12 protein-coding genes are annotated in these 19,863 nt (G+C 63.2%); 7 read left to right on the forward strand and 5 right to left on the reverse strand.

Translation table 11 applies throughout. From position 1 onward, the window contains the following. Nucleotides 1-36 precede the first annotated feature (36 nt). Together tilS and dacB are read right to left on the reverse strand one after the other, a co-directional pair. The gene (gene tilS, locus QP305_RS04810) at nt 37-1,164 is read right to left on the reverse strand and encodes a tRNA lysidine(34) synthetase TilS (RefSeq protein WP_284904265.1); all 1,128 of its coding nucleotides are present in this window, start codon (nt 1,162-1,164) and stop codon (nt 37-39) included. After that, complete coding sequence (gene dacB, locus QP305_RS04815) at nt 1,164-2,537, reverse strand: D-alanyl-D-alanine carboxypeptidase/D-alanyl-D-alanine endopeptidase (protein WP_284904267.1); 1,374 nt, start codon at nt 2,535-2,537, stop codon at nt 1,164-1,166. Before dacB ends, tilS begins: the two co-directional genes overlap by 1 nt. An 80-nt stretch (nt 2,538-2,617) precedes the next feature. On the opposite strand from dacB, the gene QP305_RS04820 reads away from it, so the two are divergent. Then, nucleotides 2,618-3,142 (forward strand): inorganic diphosphatase, encoded by a 525-nt coding sequence (locus QP305_RS04820; protein WP_026428653.1) that lies wholly within the window; start codon nt 2,618-2,620, stop codon nt 3,140-3,142. 172 nt (nt 3,143-3,314) lie between these two features. Here QP305_RS04820 and QP305_RS04825 read toward each other — a convergent pair whose 3' ends face one another. Next, nucleotides 3,315-4,646 carry an NlpC/P60 family protein gene (locus QP305_RS04825; protein WP_284904268.1) on the reverse strand — a complete coding sequence of 444 codons (1,332 nt, stop codon included), beginning with the start codon at nt 4,644-4,646 and terminating at the stop codon, nt 3,315-3,317. A 689-nt stretch (nt 4,647-5,335) separates the two neighbouring features. On the opposite strand from QP305_RS04825, the gene QP305_RS04830 reads away from it, so the two are divergent. Both QP305_RS04830 and metX read left to right on the forward strand, forming a co-directional pair. Then, the gene (locus tag QP305_RS04830) at nt 5,336-6,652 is read left to right on the forward strand and encodes an O-acetylhomoserine aminocarboxypropyltransferase/cysteine synthase family protein (RefSeq protein ID WP_284904270.1); all 1,317 of its coding nucleotides are present in this window, start codon (nt 5,336-5,338) and stop codon (nt 6,650-6,652) included. A gap of 22 nt (nt 6,653-6,674) precedes the next feature. Beyond that, the gene (gene metX / locus QP305_RS04835; protein WP_284904272.1) at nt 6,675-7,955 is read left to right on the forward strand and encodes a homoserine O-acetyltransferase MetX; all 1,281 of its coding nucleotides are present in this window, start codon (nt 6,675-6,677) and stop codon (nt 7,953-7,955) included. Between the two features lie 27 nt (nt 7,956-7,982). Here the strand turns inward: metX and QP305_RS04840 are convergent, their stop codons facing one another. Beyond that, entirely contained in the window at nt 7,983-8,864 is an 882-nt protein-coding gene (locus tag QP305_RS04840; protein ID WP_284904274.1) for a hypothetical protein, read from the reverse strand. A gap of 1,279 nt (nt 8,865-10,143) precedes the next feature. Between QP305_RS04840 and QP305_RS04845 the strand changes: the two genes are divergently transcribed. From QP305_RS04845 to QP305_RS04860, 4 genes are all read left to right on the forward strand, one after another. Next, complete coding sequence (locus QP305_RS04845; protein ID WP_284904276.1) at nt 10,144-11,259, forward strand: hypothetical protein; 1,116 nt, start codon at nt 10,144-10,146, stop codon at nt 11,257-11,259. Next, on the forward strand, nt 11,240-11,929 hold the full coding sequence (locus QP305_RS04850) for an ABC transporter ATP-binding protein (protein WP_284904277.1): 690 nt from the start codon (nt 11,240-11,242) through the stop codon (nt 11,927-11,929). The genes QP305_RS04845 and QP305_RS04850 overlap by 20 nt, the downstream gene beginning before the upstream one ends. 68 nt (nt 11,930-11,997) lie before the next feature. After that, the gene (locus tag QP305_RS04855; RefSeq protein ID WP_284904279.1) at nt 11,998-12,453 is read left to right on the forward strand and encodes a hypothetical protein; all 456 of its coding nucleotides are present in this window, start codon (nt 11,998-12,000) and stop codon (nt 12,451-12,453) included. A 21-nt stretch (nt 12,454-12,474) separates the two neighbouring features. Beyond that, complete coding sequence (locus QP305_RS04860) at nt 12,475-13,569, forward strand: serine aminopeptidase domain-containing protein (protein WP_284904280.1); 1,095 nt, start codon at nt 12,475-12,477, stop codon at nt 13,567-13,569. A 76-nt stretch (nt 13,570-13,645) separates the two neighbouring features. Here QP305_RS04860 and QP305_RS04865 read toward each other — a convergent pair whose 3' ends face one another. Further along, nucleotides 13,646-19,588: a S8 family serine peptidase gene (locus tag QP305_RS04865; protein ID WP_284904281.1), complete on the reverse strand. Its 5,943-nt coding sequence runs from the start codon at nt 19,586-19,588 to the stop codon at nt 13,646-13,648. Nucleotides 19,589-19,863 lie beyond the last annotated feature (275 nt).

Genomic DNA, 19,863 nt, shown 5'->3' on the forward strand with positions numbered 1-19,863 from the left:
ACCATCTCCTTGAGCAGTTCCGCTGTGCATCTAAGCCTAACGCGCGAAGACGACAATATTATCGCGCCGAAGCGCTCGCGCCCCGGGCAGGTCGCAGTGGCGCACGCCGCCCGGCCCGGTCACCAGCGCGTCGAGGGCCTCGATATGCCCCGCGTTCACCTCCCCGCCACGCGCTCCGGCGCGCAGGGCAAGGGCACGCAGAATCCGGGTGCGTACGGCCGTGGGAAGTTCGCGCAGTGGCGCAATAGGTACGACGACGCCGCCAGCTGGCTCCCCCGCCTCTTTCACCACACCGTGTTCTTCCCAGGTGGCTAGCTCCCGGGCCGCCCAACTATCGAGCGCTTCGTTATCGCGGCGCAGCAGGTAGGCGGTGCGTGCCAGGGCTTCCACCGTGCCCGGCCCGAGCGCCTCTTTTAGGGCCGGCAGGGCGCGTGAGCGCAGCGCGGCGCGGGTGAGCGGGCCACCGCCCGCCGCCCGCCACGGGCCATCGGGCTCATTGGAAGGGTCCTCCACCCAGGCAATGCCCTCCTCTTGCAGCGCGGCGCGAAGCGCCGCGCGCCGCAGCCCCAGCAGCGGGCGTAACGCAGTGATCTCCGGGTGGCCTGGCAGCGGACCCGCTTCCGGCATACCCGCCAGGGAACGCGCTCCCGAACCCCGGCCCAGGCCCAGAAGCACGGTTTCGGCCTGGTCGTCCGCGGTGTGGCCCAGCAGCACCGGGCCGCAACTAGCTCCAAGCTCGCCTGCCCCGCCCGGCGCCTCACTTGCCGCGCCAGCCGCGCCACCCACGCCCGCCATCTCGCCAGCGCCAGCCGCCTCGGCCAATGCCGCGTACCGGGCCGCCCGCGCCTGCCCTTCCGGGCTCGATCCATCGCCAAGGTCCACACTGACCGTTGCGGCGTCGTCGTACCCCCACGAACGTAAGCGGCTCGCAACCTGCGCGGCTTCGCGCCCCGCCTCCGGGCGAATCCCGTGATTGACGGTGACCGCGCGCAGCAGGTAGCCGTCCCGGCGCGCCACGAAGAGCGCGATGCGGGCCAGCGCGAGGGAATCAGAACCGCCGGATACCGCCACCGTCAGGCGGGTCCCCGGCCCGTAACCGCAGCTCTTCAGCAGTGCGCGCAGGCGGCGCCGGCCGGCCGCGTACGCGGGATGGGGTCCGGCCATTACAGCTCCGCCACCGCGGTGAGGAAAGCATCCTCGGCGGCCCGCACATCCAACAACGAAACGTCGTGGTGGGAATCGGTGAGGATGGAGAAGGTCAGCAGCGCCCCCGAACGCGTGCGCAGCACCCCGCTGAGGGAAACCACATCGGCGAGCGTGCCAGTTTTCCCACGGATCATCCCGGGCGCGGCGCCTTCGGTGAGGCGATCCGCGAGCGTGCCGTTGAGCGCGGCCACCGGCAGCCCCGCGCCCAGCGCCCCCACCGTGCCGTCCGCCAGATTCGCCAGATCCTCCAGGATCGCGAGCTGGAGCACGCAGGTGAGCCGATTCGTTTCGCTCAGCCCGGAATTATCGGAAATCACCACGCCCTCCAGCGGGTAGCCGAGCTCCTCCAGGACCGCGCGCGTGGCCCGCGCCGCCCCCGCAAAATCCGCGCTTTCCCCGCGCTCACGCGCCACCAGGTGCCCGAGGGTTTCGGCCAGGGTGTTATCCGATTCGGTGAGCATGCGGTCCACCAGCTCGCGCACGCTCGCCGAATGCACCGTGGCCAGCGGGTGGGCCGCCGCTTCCTTGGGGGCCTGCCCCGCACGCACCTCCGCCACCTCCACACCGGCCCCGCGCAGCTGTTCGGCCAGGGCATTCCCGGCGTCGAGGGCGGGCGTGGCGCTGTAGTGGTAGCCCACCGCCCCGCCATTCACAGCAATCGGCGTGATGGGTGCCACATAATCGTGATTGACCGGGTCGAGGGTGGGCGCGTATTCCGGCCCCGTGAAAAGAGAGGTATCAACGACGACGCTCACCGGGCCGCCCGGGTGCTCGCGCGCGTAGGTGGCGGCGGCCGCGGCCAATTCCGAGAGATCGCCGCGGGCAATGGTGCCCGGGACCTGGGTGGCGGCGGTATCGGGAGCCAGGAACACATCGCCCCCGCCGATGAGGTGGATGGTGGAGCCGGAAGCGGCCACGCTGGTAGCGAAGCGGCGATCCGGGCCGAGGGTTTCCAGGGCCACCCGGGCGGTCACCAGTTTCATATTGGAGGCCGGCACCCGCGGGACTTTTGCGTCTTTGCTGGCGAGGACCCGCCCGGTGGCAGCCTCGCGAATTTCATAGGATACCTGGCCCGTGGGGACCAGGCGCGCGGCGAATTCCTGGCCGAGGGCGGCCACTTTGGCGGCGCTGGCATCCTCGAGTTCCGCGGGCGCGGGAGCAGCCGGAATGGTCACGGCCGGCACGGGAGTGGGATGCGGATACGGCGCGGCGGCATCGGCCCTAGGTCCCAGGGTGAGCAATCCGGGGGTAAGATCAAAGGCATCAGCGAATGCGTACCCGCCCGCAAGAAGGAGCACCAGGGACAAAGCGATCTGAGCTTTTCCTTTCACGGGCCTATTCTTGCACGGAACGCAGCTCGTATTCTTAGGTGTTCTTATGTGCCAGCCGTCAGCGAGGAGAGCTTCACATGATGGAATTCGATGTCACCATCGAAATCCCCAAGGGAAATCGAAATAAGTACGAAGTAGATCACGAAACCGGGCGGATTCGCCTGGACCGCATGCTTTTCACATCCACCCGGTACCCCGATGATTACGGATTTATTGATGACACCCTCGGTGAGGACGGCGATCCGCTGGACGCCCTGGTGCTGCTTGAAGAGCCCACGTTCCCGGGTTGTGTGATTCGGTGCCGCGCGCTGGGCATGTTCCGCATGCGTGATGAAAAGGGCGGCGACGATAAGGTGCTGTGCGTGCCGGCCTCGGATCAGCGGGCCTCCTGGCGTACCGAAATTGAAGACGTTTCGGAATTCCATCGCCTGGAAATCCAGCACTTCTTCGAGGTCTACAAGGATCTGGAGCCAGGCAAGTCCGTGGAAGGCGCCCACTGGGTGGGCCGCGAAGCCGCGGAAGAGGAAATCCGGGCTTCCTTCCAGCGGGCCATCGACGAAGGCTACTACACCGCGCACGAAGCGCAGCCGCCCAGCCAGCACTAAGCAGCCAGCCGGCCAACAGTAGGCGGGTAGCCGGGCCAATAATCCCAAATAGAAGCGTAAAAAGCGGGAGCTATGCAGATCATGCACAGCTCCCGCTTTTCTTTTATGCTTGTGTGCCGCGCGCCGGCATCAGTACGCTCCGCGACCCTTACCCGCCGCGCGCTAGCCGCACCTAGTCAATAATCCGCACGTAGGTGGGGCTACCCCAAATCGGCCCTTCGCGGGTGCCGCCTTCCGGATTGGTGGCCGCAATATGCATGCCGTTACCCGTGTAGATTCCCACGTGCCCGGGCCACCACAGCAGGTCGCCGGGTTGGGCTTGGGAGGGAGAAATCTCGTAGCCGGCCGAACGCTGCGCCCCGGAGGTACGCGGCAGGGAATAGCCGAAGTGCCCGTATACATAGCGGGTGAAACCGGAGCAATCCCAACCCGAGGGGGTATTGCCACCCCATACATAGGGCACGCCCACGAATTGCCGCGCGAAGCTGACAATCGCCCAGCCATCACCCGAAGGCGCCGGTTCCGGTTCGGGTTCCGGTTCAGGTTCGGGGGCCGGAGCGGGGGCGGGTGCCGGTTCCGGTTCAGGTTCGGGGGCCGGAGCGGGGGCGGGTGCCGGCGCGGGAGCGGGCTGAGCTTCAGCCTGGCGCCGCGCCGCTTCTTCCGCGGCCGCCTGGCGAGCCGCGGCTTCCCGAGCCGCTGCCTCGCGGGCGGCCTGCTCCTGGGCTGCCGCTTCGGCCGCGATGCGCTGGCGTTCGGCTTCGGCCTGGGCACGCGCCGCGGCTTCTTTCTGTTCTTGCTGGGCGCGTTCCAGTGCCGCCGTCGTACCCTTTTGCCGGGCGAGGGTTTCGAAAAGTTGGTCGCGTTGCGCTTCGATGGAGGCCAGTTGGCTATCCAATTGGGAGGCGGCCGAGCTAGCGTCCTTCGCGGCGCCCTCGGCGCGCGCGGCAATCGTGGCCTGCTCATTGGCCTTGCGATCCGCTTCGCCCTGGAGGGTATCGGCGATATCGCGGGCGGCCTGGTAGCGCTGCAGCTTCTGGTCGGTGGCGTGGCCGGCGGTGCGGAAGGCGCGCTGGCGATCATCGGCATCGCGCAGGGATTGCGCCCCGAGCAGCGCGTTCGCGGCGGTGAGCGTGGTGGAAGAATCCCGGTACATCGCCGAGGAAATCGAGCCGAGTTCCCCGCGCGCCGCATCGGCTTCCGCCCGGGCACTATTGGCCACCACCTGGGCATCCATCGCAGTATTGACCGAATCTTCCAGGTTGCGCTGGGCACGCTGGGCTTCGGCCGCCTTAATCACCACATCGGTACGCGCGGCTTCGGCCTGGGAGGCGAGCCCGGCCAGCGAAGCTTCAATCTGCCCGATACTTTGAGCTGTTTGCTTTTCCGCGGCCCGCGAGCGATCAATATCGCGATCAACGTTATCCGCGCGGGCGCCGGGTAGCACTGAGAGAGCGAGGGCGCAGGCGGCCAGCACAGCCGTTAGGCGCCGAGAACGATTCTCCACACGACCTCCAGAGGGCGGGCTTTCCCGCGCCCCGGACGGGTGCGCGCAGACTGAGCCCACAATTCGATATAAACACTAAGAACATACCTCACACCAGTCCAAAACGAAACATCTGCCCCAAAATTTCACAGGTGTAATTCTGTTCTTTTTCGTCACACCGCTTGCCTGCATTTATCAGAAACCACAACCGTCACAGGGTAGGAACCGCAACTACCACCCGTCCGAAACTGCGGTCGCCACGGCTCGCGATGGAAGAACGGCCCGGGCGCCCGCGCGCTTGCGCAGGGTTGCGAGCCCTCGAAGGGCCTCAAGTACGACGGCGCAGCTCCGCCACCGCGCACTCAATCAAGAATGTGATTCACGTCGTGAACTTGACGAACACCACCCCCGCCTGCCTATGCTTGCATCATGTTCGTCATGCGAATGCCCAACTAGCGCACGTTCCGCGGCCCAGCCGCCCTAACGTGCGCTATCAGCCCTGCTGATTTTGGAAAAGAACACCAAGTAGAAAAATAAGCGGGCTGGTCAGAGCGCATTCGCCGCATCGCACAATTCCATTCCTCATATGTCACACCTCTGGTTTATCCAGAATGGATATTGCTGCGCCTGAGAAAAAGAATATTTTCCTAGGTTTATGCCGGGGCGTTATCTGCCGCCCGCTCCCCATCACATTTTTGAAGGAGAGCACCATGTCAGAAAATCAGAATTCCCAGCACACCGCAGCTACCCCGGAGGCTTTGCACTTCGACACTCTTCAGGTGCACGCCGGCCAGGTCCTCGATTCCGATCACGGCGCCCGGGCGCTGCCGATTTTCCAGACCACGTCCTATGTATTCAAAGATAATGAGCAGGCGCGCGGGCGTTTCGCGCTCACCGATCCGGGCATGATTTACACTCGCATCACCAACCCCACCCAGGGCGCTGTCGAAGAACGTATTTCCGCGCTGTACGGCGGCACGGGTGGGCTGCTCCTCGCTTCCGGTTCGGCTGCTATTTTCTACGCGGTCACGAATGTGGCGCAGGCCGGGGATAATATTGTGTCCTCCGATTCGCTCTACGGCGGGACCTACAACCAGTTCAAGCACGTGCTCAAGAACTTCGGTATCGAGGCTCGTTTCGTGGAGAATCCTGCGGATCCGGCCAATTGGGAAGCCCTCATTGATGAGAACACCAAGGCTCTCTACGGGGAAACGATCCCGAACCCGAAGCAGGATATTCTCGATATTGAGGCGCTGGCCAAGCTCGCCCATTCCCACGATATTCCGCTCATTGTGGATAATACGATCGGGACTCCGGCCAATGTGAATCCCTTTGATTTCGGGGCGGACGTGGTGGTGGATTCGGCCACCAAGTTCCTGGGCGGGCACGGCACTTCGATTGCCGGTTCCGTGGTGGAACGCGCGGGCTTCAACTGGAAGAACGGCAAGTTCCCCGGTTTCCACGAGGTGGATGAGTCCTACCACGGTATCGTCTGGGGTGATCTTCCCGGAGCTCCTTTCACAACCCGGATCCGCGCCACCTTGCTGCGTGATACCGGCGCCGCGATTTCTCCCTTCAACGCCTTCCTGATCGGGCTGGGCCTGGAGACCCTTTCCCTGCGCATCGACCGCCATCTTTCCAATACCCGCGCGGTGGCGGAATTCCTGGCCGAACACCCCGGGATTGACTCGGTGAACTGGGCTGGCCTGCCGGATAATCCGTATCATGAGCTGGCCGCCAAGTATGCCCCGAAGGGCCCCGGTTCGGTCTTCACGGTGGAAGTTGCGGGCGGATTTGAGAAGGCCGCGGCTTTCGTGGAGTCCCTCCATCTCTTCTCCAATCTCGCGAATATTGGGGATGCGAAGTCGCTGGTGGTGCACCCGGCTTCGACCACGCATTCGCAGCTGACCGAGGAAGAGCTGGCGGCCAATGGCATTAGCCCGGCCACCGTGCGCCTGTCCATCGGCATCGAAGATCCGCGCGATCTTATTGCCGATATTCGCCAGGGCCTCGAGTCCATCGCCTAGAGCCAGAAGATCAAGGATTATCATGACGCCCAGCCCCCAGTTCCTCGTGGGACACGCTCCCCTAGACCCGGTCACCGATGCCGAACCTATCGGTGATTTCGATACCGGCTACACCCCCGCACCCCGCCTGACCGAGCGCCCTACCGGCGCCTGGCTGGAAGGGGACGATCCGGGTGAGCGCCGCTTCGCGGATCTTGGCCCCCTGGAACTGGAGCTGGGCGGCCGCCTGCCGCAGGTTCGGCTCGCCTACGAAACGTGGGGGCAGCTCAACGCGGACCGCTCCAATGCGGTGCTGCTGTGCCACGCGCTCACCGGGGATTCCCATGCCGCGGCACGCGATGGGCAGAGCGGCTGGTGGAAGGATATTGTGGGCCCGGGTCTGGCCATTGATACCGACCGGTATTACGTGGTGTGCCCGAATGTGTTGGGTGGTTGTCAGGGAACTACCGGCCCGGCTTCCCCGGCTCCCGATGGCCAGCCCTGGGGCCCGCGCTTCCCGGAAATTACCATGCGGGATATGGCTGCCGCGGAGGCCCGGCTCGCCGATCTGCTCGGGGTGGAGCGCTGGGCCCTGGTGGCAGGTGCCTCCTTCGGCGGCTGCCGCACCATGGAATGGGCGGCTTCTTTCCCGGAGCGGGTGGGTGCTTTTGCGGTGCTCGTGGCGGGCCCGGCAAGCACCGCGGAACATATTGCTTATGCCCATCTGCAAAATCTGGCGATTCGCCTGGATCCGCGCTGGCGCGGCGGGCATTATTACGATGCCGAACCCGATGAGAGCGGGGTGAGCGGCCCGGATGCCGGGCTCGGCCTCGCCCGTGAAATAGCGCATTTAACTTATCGCTGCGCCCCGGAGCTGGCGGCGCGTTTCGGGCGCACCCCGCAGGAGGGCGAAGATCCGCTGCGCGGGGGCCGTTACGCGGTGCAATCTTATTTGGATTATCACGGCGCAAAATTAGTGGCGCGTTTTGACGCGAATTCCTACCTGACAATCAGCCAGGCATTTATTACTCACGATATTGGGCGCGGGCGAGGCGGCACCGCGCAGGTGGTAGCGGGGCTGAAGCAGCCGGCGCTCGTCGTCGCCGTTGATTCTGATCGGCTTTTTTATCCGCAGCATATGGCGGACTTGGCCGCGGCTTTGTCCGGGGCGCGCCCGCTCCAGACCGTGCATTCCGCGCACGGTCACGATGGTTTCCTTATCGAAAATAATGAGGTTTCTGCGATTATTGCGGATTTCCTCGCCGAGGTGGCGCCGGTGGAAATCGCGCCGGTTGCAACCGCCCGGGAGGGCGCTACCCTTTAGCCACCGCGCCGCCCGCTTCTCGGCCCGTTACTCGCCGAATTGCGACCAGTCTTCGCCGAGCACGGTGCCGCGTGCGTCGATCATCACGTGCCCGGCTTTACCGCCGGCGTGCAACCATCCGGTGTAGATGAGGTCCTCGGGCGCGGGGCAGGTGCCTTCGCATTCGGGCAGTTCGGCGGCCGCGGCTTTCACTCGCACGAATACTTCCGCGCTTTCCAGCTGCTCGGCGGTCAATCCGATCTGAGCGGCGCGTTCGCGCACGAGGGTGGTGGCGCGGGTGAAGAGCGCGGCGTCGAGCTGGGTGTAGTCGAAGGTGGGGACGCGCTCGAAACGGAAGGGCCGCGAGGCCGCGAAGCCGTAGGGCGTGGTATCGCGCGGAAGCGCCCAGGAGTAGGTGACCGCGGCGTTATTGTGTTCGCCCACGGGAACGTCAATTTCGAGGCGGCGTTCGCGCACGAGGGCCCGGAACGCTTGCGTGGTCCCGGCTTCTTTTTCAATATCGACGACGGCGACACTCAGGTCTTCAGCCCCGCCCGTGAAATAGGAGCGCAGTGGGCCGCCGCCCCAGTCTTTGATTTGGGTGGTGACGATGCGGATGGCTTGGGGTGGGTTGAGGAGGGTGGGCAGGAGGGTGCCGCCCAGAAATAATGCGATGCCCGTGAGCGTGGCGGTGAGGGGGCGGAGTGGGTGGTCGTGCGCGGCAGCGGTGTGGAGATAGCGGTAGCGCAAATAAATAATGCCGCCCAGCACGGTGAGTGCGCCGATCACGATGAGGCTGATGTAGAGGGTGCCGTGCCAGTCGTTCATCCAGAGCAGGGGGAGGGCGCCGAGGATAAGTCCGAAACCGAGCGCGGGTAGCAGCCGGGTGGCTGTTTCCCAAAAGCCGGGTTGGCGTTGGGTTGTGGGCACGGGCCGCTCCTCCCTATGTGATGGGCTATTATGGGGATTCTACCGAACTCCCCATCCAAAATAACCGATAATTTTATATAACGAAAACCCAAATTGAGAATCTATTTCGCTATTTGCATATTGGGACAGATTTCCCTTGAAGCCCATCTGCCCGTAGAATCCTAAATGGGGAAAGATTCCAGCTCTCCCCACCGCGCAACGGAGCGCACGCTACCCAACCGGGCAAACTCGCTTCATTGGGTGGTAACAACCGAGACGGAGGTTCCATCATGAAACGGGAAACAACAACCCCCAACCGCTCATGAAGCCCCTCGAATCTCGGAGATCCTTCTCGGCCCTGTTCATTGCGGGCTTCTTGAGCGTCATCGCGGTTTTTTCACTGGCTTCCATAGGTGTTGAGCTCCCGTACCGGAACAAGGTTGTGCAGAAGAGTGGACTTTTATACACCGAAGATAAGTCACAAGCGTCTCTCGCCTATCGGCCTGATCATGCGTTCATCGATTCTCACCTTCTGAGCGTCCTCTACGTGGAACCCTTAGGGCCAGAGATTCCACCACCCTTGGGGCTTGATACCTGGCCCGCAGCGGGGAACACGGCAGTTAATCGTTCTGCTCTCCCCTACCGCGATCTTATTGAGAGCCAATTCGGCCCCATAACAGCAATCATTGACGACTCTGCAACCCTTGAGGGCGAACTACTGGTTATCAGTCGCCCCGCAAACACCGATGCTTTGCCCGAGCTTGCCCGGGCAGGATCTCAAGCATCACTCTCCTTGGGATTCACCACAGATCCAAACAATACGCCCGGTTTCCGTTTCAGCATTGTGATGTACGAGGACTGGGCCAAAAACCTTCTCCCGCTCGCGCTAATTGTTATCGTCCTACCCACTTTCCTCTACGTCTTGGCATGCCGTAAGAATTTTCAGAGCAGCATTGCGCAGGAGCAATTCATTCTTCAATGCGTGGGGGCGCGGCGCAGTCACCTCATTCGGCACGCCAGTACCCGAGTCATTCCGCCAGTATTACTCGGTGGACTAGCGGGCAGCGCCGCGGTCACCATTCTCATGAGCGGTGTTATTCGCCTGCCTTTCACCGGATTCCACTTCCACCCACAGGCATTTCTCCCCCAGCTAGGCTGGATCATCCTCGCCTTGCTAGTCACACTCGCTGCGCTCGCGCTGTTTTTCGCCTGGCCCCGCCTCACACTTTCGATGCGCCCAGCTCGGCAAAAAAGGAAGCATCCTCGGCTTGGCCTAGCTCTCTTCACTATCGGGATTCTCTTGGCAGCAGGATTCCAATGGTATCTCTGGTGGATTCCCTTGGAAATCGCTTCTGCCGCCATTCCTATAGGTATTATGCTGGTCCTGCTCGGCCTGCCGGCAACCTTCACGCTGCTTACCCGTGCCGCGGCAAGCCTCGCCACCAGATCCCGCCGGGATCGCCTTACTGATCTCACCACCCGCTGGGTTATGCGCCATCCCGAGGTAGCTTCCCGCTCCGGCACCCTCGCGGGCTGTTTCCTCATTATCGGAACCCTGCTAATCGCTTGCTTCAACGCGGTCGCGGATACCGATAAGGAGATGCCGCCTCTGCCTGAGCACCTCAGCGCAGTTGATTCCTCTTTTGTGTGCCGCCCCAATACTCCGGGCTGCCTCGAAAATGCCGCTGCTCAGATTCACGCGGCCCGTCCGGATGCCGCCATTATCGCCGCCGGCAACGGAATCGGAGTGGTCCCGCTAGAAGCCGGGCAGGTTGCTCCAGAAAATCTAGAGCTGGTGCTCTCCGATTACCTTGCCCCGTTATATGGCGCACCGAAGAAAGATCTCCCCGAAAACCTAAACCGCGGCGGGCTCGTCACCCTCATCGAATCAGATGGCCCAGATTCTGGAGAAAAGCTCCTCAGCCAAATCCACAGCTTGGACCTGGGCAGCCCGATCCCCGCGCTATCCGCACCGCTAGGTGAAGATAGCCGCGGACTGGCACAAATCTACCGCCAGCATTCCACCTGGCTCAGTCTCTTTACTACCTTTGCTTTCGTCTGCGGGCTGCTGGTGGTGTGGCTGAATTTCTCCCGCGAAGCCGAAGCCCAGGCGCGCGATGCCGCCGCTATCACGGCACTCACCGGGCAAACCCGCACGGTTGCCCGCATCCTCGCCCGGCGCACCCTCGCTACCAATATCGTGACCGGGATCGCTGCCCTCGCGGTCGGCACCTTCCTGGCACGGCAATTCTTACTGCCCGGAACCGGATTTATCCCCTGGGAGTTCATCCTCACCATCGCCGCGATCTACGGCTGTTTCATCGCCGCGCAATCCATTCTTGTGTATCGCCGGCTAACCGCACGGGCCCGCGCGTGGCGCCCGGGAAAGGATCACCATGAGTATTCTGCACTGTGACAACCTCGTCTGCGGCTACACCCACCCGCTGTTCAGCCCCATCACGTTCACCCTCAACGGCGGGGACACCCTCACCGTCATGGGCCGCTCCGGCGTGGGGAAAACAACCCTCCTCACCACGATTCTGGGGATGCATAAACCCATCTCCGGCACCATCGAGGTGACCGACACCAATATCCACCGCCTCCCCTTCAACCGCCTCGCGCGCCTGCGTTCCACAACCATTGGCACCGTTTTCCAGCACGGCGAACTCATGGCCGGATACACCGCCCTCGATAACGTGATGCTTCCGCGCCTACTGTGGAACCGTCATGATGGCGACGTCGCCACCGAAGCCAGCGAGCTCCTCGGCACCCTAGGTGTCCTCCCCCAAACGATGGCTGAAAACCTCTCCGGCGGAGAACGCCAGCGGGTAGCGCTGGCCCGGGCGCTCATTAATCACCCGCGCCTGCTGGTGGCTGATGAACCGACCGGAGCGCTGGATACCGAGCTGCGCGATGAAGTCCTCAGCCTCATCCTCGATACCGTGCGCGAACGCGATTGCGCCCTGCTGCTCGTCACCCACGACCCAAGCATCGCCGCCCGCACCGACCGCACCCTCGTCCTCCAGCCGATTCTCCCACCGAACGCCGAGCTAAAGGAGGCACGTGCTACCGCTGCCGCGGGGTAATCGGGCATGATAGGTTGTCCCTGAGAACACCGGGGTTCTCATCACTTTCCTCGAGATTGCGAAGAATCATGAAACCCAACCGTGTTCTTGCGATTATTATCCTCATCGGCATCGCGATTGTTATCGGGACGATTCTCTACGCCTCCCAGCTTTACTGGCCCAAGGTTGCCGATGAATATCCCTCAACACGGTCCGATCTGATCGCCCTGGTTTTCTTCGGAGGATTCCTCCTGCTTCCGCTGCTCGCCTCGGCGCTGTGGGCAACGATGCCACAAACATCCACGGCAAAGAAAGCACTCGGCGCAATCGGATGCATGGCCCTCGCAATCGTAGGCTTCGTGATTTTCCGGTGGGGGCCGGAATGGATGGATACGCTGCGCGGCTATACCGATTTCCCGGTGTTCTACCGCAGCGTCAATACAATCTCGGAAACCGCTATTGCCCTAGCCCCATTCCTCCTGGTCACGCTGGTGACCGCGATCCTGGCCTTGCGAAAGACCCGAAGAACACCACGCGGGCGGTAAAATCGAGGAAAAGCCGAAAGGATGAACGTGACTCGAGCCGCCACACCCCACCACCCCGCGCTCGCGTGGGAACCCGACCTCCTCGGCGCCGGTTACGAACGCCTCACCCTTGCTCTTCCCAACGACGACGAAGGCGCCGTCGTCGCCACCCTTATCCGCGCGCTGCCACCCGCAAGCGCGCCTGCCCCGAGCTTTGCTTTCCTCGCCATTCACGGCTGGAATGACATGTTCTACCAGTGGGCTCTTGCCGAAGCGGTCACAGCTGCCGGCGGGGCTTTCTACGCAATTGACCTGCGTAAATATGGCCGCTCCTGGGATTCGCAGCGGCAAAGCTACGGCTACACGGATAGCATGCGGGTGTATTTTGCCGATATTGATGCCGCCCTGGCCGCTATGCGAACCGACCTCCCCGCGCGCTTCGGCCCCGCCGCAGCCCAGCTCCCCACCATCCTGTACGGGCATTCCACCGGCGGCCTCACCGCCACCCTCTACGCCGGGTCACGCCGCGGGAAAGACCTGGCTGGCCTGGTGCTTAATTCCCCGTGGTTGGATTTGCAGGTGGGCGCGGCCGGGAGCGCCGTCGTCGTACCTGTGGCGGAACTGGCGGCGCGTACCGCACCGAAAAAACCGCTGCCCGTACACGACCCGGGCTTTTACGGAATGGTGCTCGACGCGTGGCGCCCGGAAGGAATGACGCGGGTGCCCGGGGCGCCGGAAGGCACCAGCGATCCGTTTTGGACCACCGGGTGGACGCCGGCCTGGGATATGCGCCCGGATCCCGCGCCGATTCGCGGCGGCTGGCTGCACGCGGTCATTCGGGCACAGCGGTACGTGGCGCGGAATGTGCGGCTGCGGCTGCCGGTGCTCATGCTCACCGCTGCGCGCAGCATCGTGGCCACCGCGTGGAGCGAGGAACTGCGCGGGGCCGATACGGTTTTGGACGTTGAGCAGATGTGGGCGCGGGCCGCGGAAATTGCCAGCGATGTGCATATCCTGAAATTGGATCATGCCGTGCATGACGTACTGCTCTCCCGCGCGCCGGTGCGCGAAGCCGGATTCGCGGAGATTCGGGAGTTTTGCCAGCGGCAGGTGCGGCGGGAGCAGCGGGCGCGCTAAAGGCAGCATATGAAAAGGGGAGGCTCCCGGAAAATCCGGGGCCTCCCCTTTCTCTTGCACTAGGTGCTGCTAGTTGTTAGCGGCGGACGATGGGGGTATCAACACCATCCCCGTCCCAGTCACCAACCAGCATCTGGTCACCAGCCCGGCCATAATGCAAGGTGATATCAGCGTTCCCGCTCTTGAGCGAGTTCGCCACAAACACCTGGTTACCACGCCGAACAGCGAAGGTATCCTTACCATCGCCATCCCAGTCACCAACAAAGATCTGGTCACCGGCCCGGCCGTAGGAGAAGGATGTTTCAGCCTTGCCGCCCGTGAGGGTGTTATTCACGAAGAACACATTCCCACGCTGCACCGCGAAGGTATCCTTGCCATCCCCGTCGAAATCACCGGCGAGCAGCACGTCGGCCTCGCGCCCGAAGCTGAATACCTGGTCGGCATCCCCCGAGCGGATCGAGTTGAGGACGAATACCTGGTTGCCGCGGCGTACCGCGAAGGTATCCTTACCGTCTCCGTCCCAGTCACCAACCACGATGGTGTCATCGGCGCGCCCGAAGGAAATCACTTCATCAGCCACGCCTCCGGTGAGGCTGTTCTGAATGAAGATCTGGTTACCGCGGCGCACCGCCAAGGTTTCCTTGCCGTCTCCATCCCAGTCACCGATCAACACTTGGTCTGCGGCTCGCCCGTAGGAGAAGACCTGCTGAGCAACCGTGGAGACCCAATCGTTGGACAGGTAGAACACGTTCCCGGTATCACCCGGCTTGCTCGGCGTGCCCGGTTCGGGCGCCGGAGTACCCGGCGTACCAGGCGTACCCGGCGTCGGGTTCGGCGCAGGAGTCGGGTTCGGCTCCGGCTGGCCCGGCGTCGGATCCGGAGTACCCGGTGTGCCCGGCTCACCCGGAGTGGGAGACGGCGCCGGAGCGCTCTCCTGAGTCACCGTAACCTTAACGGTCTTGGTCACGGCAGCCCCGGCAGCATCGGTGGCAATGAGGGTCACCGTATTCTCGCCCGGGTTGAGCACTGTGCCCGATGCCAGGGTGAGAGCGGTATCGCCCGCGGCCCCAGCTGCGCCGTCGTCCTTCACCGTGTACTTGGCGAGTACCTCGGCGGCCAGGGCCTGCCGGTCAAGAGCGCCGGCGGGCGCCGTGAGTTCCACGGTGTCCGGGCCCTCGATCACGGGCAGGCTGTCCTTCGTGAAGGAGATGGACTGCGCGGTGGAGTTACCGGCCAGGTCGGTACCTTCCACCGTGAGGGTGTAGGTACCGGCCGCCAGCTCCGCGGTTTCCACGGTGTAGTTGAGAGCGGTCGCGGCATCACCGGTGGTATCGCCAGCTGCGGCGTCGTCGGCAACCGGAGCATCGGCCTCAGCCATAAGTCCAGCCGCATCCTTCACGCCCGCAACCACGCGTGCGGCGTCGTCCTTATCCGCCACGCCGTTCGCATCGGTCTTGACGGCCTTCGCGGCATCCGCACCGTTCGCACCGGCATCGTTTCCTCCACCGAAGTAGGTCTTGACGTCCACGAGGCTGTCCTCAACGGTCTGGCCGAGCAGGCCCGCATCGGTGCTCTGCTCGCTGAGCACGTTCCCGTTGAGGAGAACGCGCGCGGCCTTGAGGTTGGGGTCGGTCACGCTGGTGGCAATGGCAGCGCCGTCGCGAATAACCGCGCCGTCCGTGCCGTCGATGCTCACCGCCGGGCCTTCCTTATCCACCACCACGGGGATGGTGTTGAGCAGGGTATTGCCCATGCTGTCACCGAATTGCACAAGGACCGTATCGCCGTCCGCAACCGGGAATGCCTGGTTGAAGCTGCGGGTATTGGTCTTGGTGCCGCCCACGGTGTGGTCGATAATGCTGCGCACCACCGAACCGTTGATCTTGAGTTCGTAGCCCCAGGCGTCATCGGAAGCGGTACCCGCGAAGGTGACCTCATCCGAATTCGCGTAGAGCACGCCGTTGTACAGGGTCGGTTCCGTGAAGGACACCTTGGGGTACCCGGTATCCCAGAACACGCGCAGGATGCTATCCATGCGGACCTTACCTTCGGTATCGGTCACCTTCATGTGGAAGGCGTTAATACCGGTGGTCACCGGCACCGCGGTTTCGAAGGTGCCATCGGCCTGCACGCTCACGTTAATCGGGTCCGGAACCACGTAGGCGCCGGCCTCGTTCACGGTCACGCGCGGCTGGAGCACAAAGGCGGACACGCCCTGCGCCTTACCGCGCAGCACCAGCTTGCCGTCCGCCGTGGTTTCCGCGGTGGACATATCCGGCAGGCAGGTGGTGCCGAAGCACTGCACATTCGTGAAGGTGGGTGCTTGGTACGACGACGTATCTTCCGCCACGACCTCCCGGCCTTCGTAGGTGACCGTTTCGGTGGTGGTATTCCCACCATCGGAGGCCACCACGGTGGCGCTGACGGCGTCAGCTTCCGGGGTGAAGGTCGTGGTGAATCCGCCGCTGGCATCCACCGTGACATCCTTGCCATTCACCTTGACGGTGAGGGTGGCGCCGGCGCGCTCATCGCGCACATTACCGGTGATCGTAACCGAACCATCCTCAGCCACCGGCTGCTTACCGCCGGCATTAAGGGAGGTAATCGCCACGCTCGGGGCCACCGTATCGTAGGTGACGGTGAGCACCGTGCGGGTGATTTCGCGGCCGTTATCACCGTAGGCAACCACGGGGATCTCCTGGGTACCCGCGGTGAGCGGGACCTGAGCGGCGAAGAATCCACCACCGAGCTCCGCATCGGTGCCGGCCACGCTCACGCGGGCCACCGCATCGGAGGCCAGGCCGAAGACGGTCAGCTTGCCGTCCTTGACGAGGCGGTGATTCGGGGTGAAGACCTGGGTGTTGTAGGTGTTCAGGCTCGGGATCTCGATGGCGTTCGCGCCCAGCACCTTGGTGACCATGGTGTTATTCATGCCCTGGTCAGCCACGGTAACGATCACGTAGGAAACGCCTTCGGGGAGCACCACTTCGAAGGAAGAATCGGAATTCTTGGTAACCGGCTTGATCTGGGTGCCCTTATCCGTTTCCACCATCGGCGAGGAGAAAATCCCCGATCCGGTTTCAGTCACGGTGAAGGGCAGGATCTTCTGGCCGTCACGCTCGAAGGGTTCACCCACGGAAACTTCGGGGGCAACGGTATCCACACCGAAGGGCATATCGAGGGTCTGCCAGTCGAAACGATCACCCAGGCGCGCCTTGACGCGGTAGGTGTAGCGCCCGTCCGGAATCGCCTTGAAGCTCGCGCTGGCCGCATCCCACACCGTGCCATCGAAAGCATGGGTGCGGTAGGCCTGCGCAATATTCTTCGTGCCCAGGGCAGTACCGGCGATCTGGCGGGAAAGTTCCTGTTCCTCACCCACGCGCGTCACGAGCTTGCCGGCCGCATCGTAGATTTCGAACTGGGCTTCTTCCGCGTTACGCAGCTGCGTCAGGTTCGGGACAACCGCATCAACGTTATTGTCCTTATTGGGCGAGAGCCAGAATTCCCCGAAGATATTGTTCTTCATGGGCAGGGTCATCCCGAAGATCGTGGTGGTCAGCTGGGAGGTGGAGGTATTTCCCTCACCCCAGGTCTGGCCCGGAGCCACGAAAATGGGTTCGGCGTTCCAGTCCCCGGCGAAGCCCAGGTAGGGCACCTTAATATCCGGGGTTTCCTGCACGCCTTCGAGGACCGCCCAGCCTTCCACGAAGTGGTTACCCTTGCTCGGGGTGAGCGTGAAGGTGACCTGCGTGGTTTCCCCGGGCGCCACGGTGAGGACCTTGCGGTCCGCCGTCAGCGTTTCCTTGGAAATGAAGGTGGAGGTGGTGTCGTTCGCGTTATTCGTTTCATTCACGACTTCCTGGCGCGGAATCGCGTAGGCGGCTTCCTTATCGCCGTGGTTGGTGAGGGTCACGGTGAAGGACACCGGCCCGTTCACCTGACCCAGGGCCACCGAATTGGCGCCGTCCACGCGGGCGTGCACCTGGGAAGCCAGGGCGTGATCCACGCGCACCAAACCGGCGCCGATCTGGCGCGGAGCGTAAGGAACGCCGTCGTGCCGCGGAATCTCCGCGGTGTTCATGAGCAGCGTTTCCGCCAGGCTGAGGCGATCCGCCCGAGACATCTCCGGGAAGCGCTCACCGAGCACCTGGAGCACGCTGGCCATGGAGCCGGCCACGTTCGGGGCGGCCATGGAAGTACCGGACATTGAGCCGTAGGTATTGGAATTCAGCGTGGAGTAGACGTTGCCGCCCACACCCGAAATATTCGGCTTGAAGTCCAGGTTGGAGGTCGGGCCCCAGGAGGTGAAGTTGGAGGGCGCGCCGGCCGTGGCCGAGGGCGTGGTCCGAGCTTCATCCGTGAGGGCGATGGTGACCGTTGTTCCGGCCTTGATCGCCTCCACGAGGCGCAGCGCATCGGAGCGGAACATCACGCCACCGGGGAAGGTGTATTCGTCAATACCGCCCATGGAGATCATGGAATCCCCGCCGGCTTCGTGGTTGTAAATAATCACACCGGCCGCACCGGCTTTTTGCGCATTACCGAACTTTTCCCCGAAGGTGATGCCGCCACGCTCAATAAGAGCATATTTACCGGCGGTGTTTTCCGGGAATTCTTCCGGCTTACCGGTGCCGGCGGCTACCGCTTCGCGGGCCACATTATCCGGCTTACCGGTGGCAAGTTCGTAGAAAATATCTTCAGACTTGTCCCCCACGGTCACGCGGGCGACCGAGCGGGTTTCGAAATTATTATCAATCGAGGCAACCGAAAGCGTGGCATCGTGAGCCGAGGGCGAGCCAATAACGCCGTCGTCCCATTTACCGAACATATCGTCTTCCCCGCCGCTCGGCGAGAAATTGAGCCCGGAGTTACCGGCGGAAATCACCGGGAGCACGCCCTTAGCGCGCGCTTCTTCAATGGCCAGGCCCGCGCCGTTGGAGTATCCGAAGCCGTTATCGGAGCCCAGCGAGAGGTTAATAACGTCGGCGCCCAGCTTCACGGAATCTTCAATGGCGGCAATAATATCGCCGTCAGCCGCGCCGCCGGCACGTGCCGGGTCATTGGAGAAGACCTTCATTGCCAGCAGCTGGGCATTGGGGGCCATGCCTTCCACCCGGCCGGTGGTCGCGAAGGTTTGGCCTTCATCCAGGCCGTTTGCCGCGGCAATACCCGCCACGTGCATGCCGTGCATGGACGAGGTGGTATCGACGATCTCGAAATTATCATCGGCGTAGTTGTAGCCGTTGGGAACCTTGCACGTGAAAGCGGGATTCGCAGCGGTATTAATATTCTTAATCTTCGCGGTATCGCAATTATCGATGCGCATATCACGGTGAGTCGGGTCGATACCCGTGTCCACAATCGCAATAACCATGCCGGTGCCATCCGCGCCGGCATCAGCCAGGGCCGCGGGCGCGCCCTGCATATCGCGCGAGGCATCTTCGAGGGGCACATTTTCCTGCGGCTGCGTTGCGAGGGCGCCCTGGGCGAGCGCCTGCGTGGCACCCGCGTTCTGGGCGAGCGCGCTTTGGGCGACGGCGCGGGAAATATCCGCAGCGCGCTCGGTCGCGGCCACGTCTGTTGTCTGGTAGACGCGCTCACGCTTGACCGAGGCCACCGCAGCTTCCGCTTCCAGAGCCGCCATCTTATCCGCCGGCATCGTCGCGGCGAAACCATTGACGAGGTAGCCGAACTGGCGCTCAAGCTGCAGACCGTACTTCTCCGACCACTGTGCCACCAGGTCTTCCTGCGTGGCCAGGCTCTGCGCCTCACCGGTATCGCTGCCTAGGCGAGACTGGTCCTTGAGGAGCACAATAACCCGCACCCGCTCATTGGAGCCCTGCAGATCCTGGAAGGCAGCCAGCTCGGGGTTATCGGGAGAGAAGAGACCGGCAAAAGCGCCGGCGGGATTCGACGGCGCTGGCTGATCCGCAGCGAGCGCCGGAGTAGTGAGTACGCTTAAGGCGAGCGCAGCCGTGACGGATAATCCGCCCAGGCGGCGCCAGTTAAAACCTGTCACACCTTCTCCTAACTTCGTGACGGGAGGGATCCCGTCGGGGAATCCGGTGTTGTCATTCCTGCACGGAGGCCAGGGATCGGGAGAGGTAGGGCGACGGCGCACGCGGCGCAGCCTCCCCACCCCGCCGCGCATATCTACCAACCAGTGGAGAAGTTATGCACCCCTCCCGCTCAGCCTCTCACCCTTGAGCGATAGACCGGCAGTGCGTGACGCGTGGGAATACCGGATGCGGGCTATCATCGCAAAGAATGGTGCGCATCCGTCCAGAGCGTCCA

This window comes from Actinotignum timonense, from assembly GCF_030216305.1.
In the GTDB taxonomy this organism is placed as follows: Bacteria; Actinomycetota; Actinomycetes; order Actinomycetales; family Actinomycetaceae; genus Actinotignum; species Actinotignum timonense_A.

Coding starts and splice junctions, on each gene's coding strand:
- QP305_RS04860 (WP_284904280.1), top strand. CDS start 12,475: ATGAACGTGACTCGAGCCGCCACACCCCACCACCCCGCGCTCGCGTGG.
- QP305_RS04850 (WP_284904277.1), top strand. CDS start 11,240: ATGAGTATTCTGCACTGTGACAACCTCGTCTGCGGCTACACCCACCCG.
- QP305_RS04820 (WP_026428653.1), top strand. CDS start 2,618: ATGGAATTCGATGTCACCATCGAAATCCCCAAGGGAAATCGAAATAAG.
- tilS (WP_284904265.1), bottom strand. CDS start 1,164: ATGGCCGGACCCCATCCCGCGTACGCGGCCGGCCGGCGCCGCCTGCGC.
- QP305_RS04830 (WP_284904270.1), top strand. CDS start 5,336: ATGTCAGAAAATCAGAATTCCCAGCACACCGCAGCTACCCCGGAGGCT.
- metX (WP_284904272.1), top strand. CDS start 6,675: ATGACGCCCAGCCCCCAGTTCCTCGTGGGACACGCTCCCCTAGACCCG.
- QP305_RS04855 (WP_284904279.1), top strand. CDS start 11,998: ATGAAACCCAACCGTGTTCTTGCGATTATTATCCTCATCGGCATCGCG.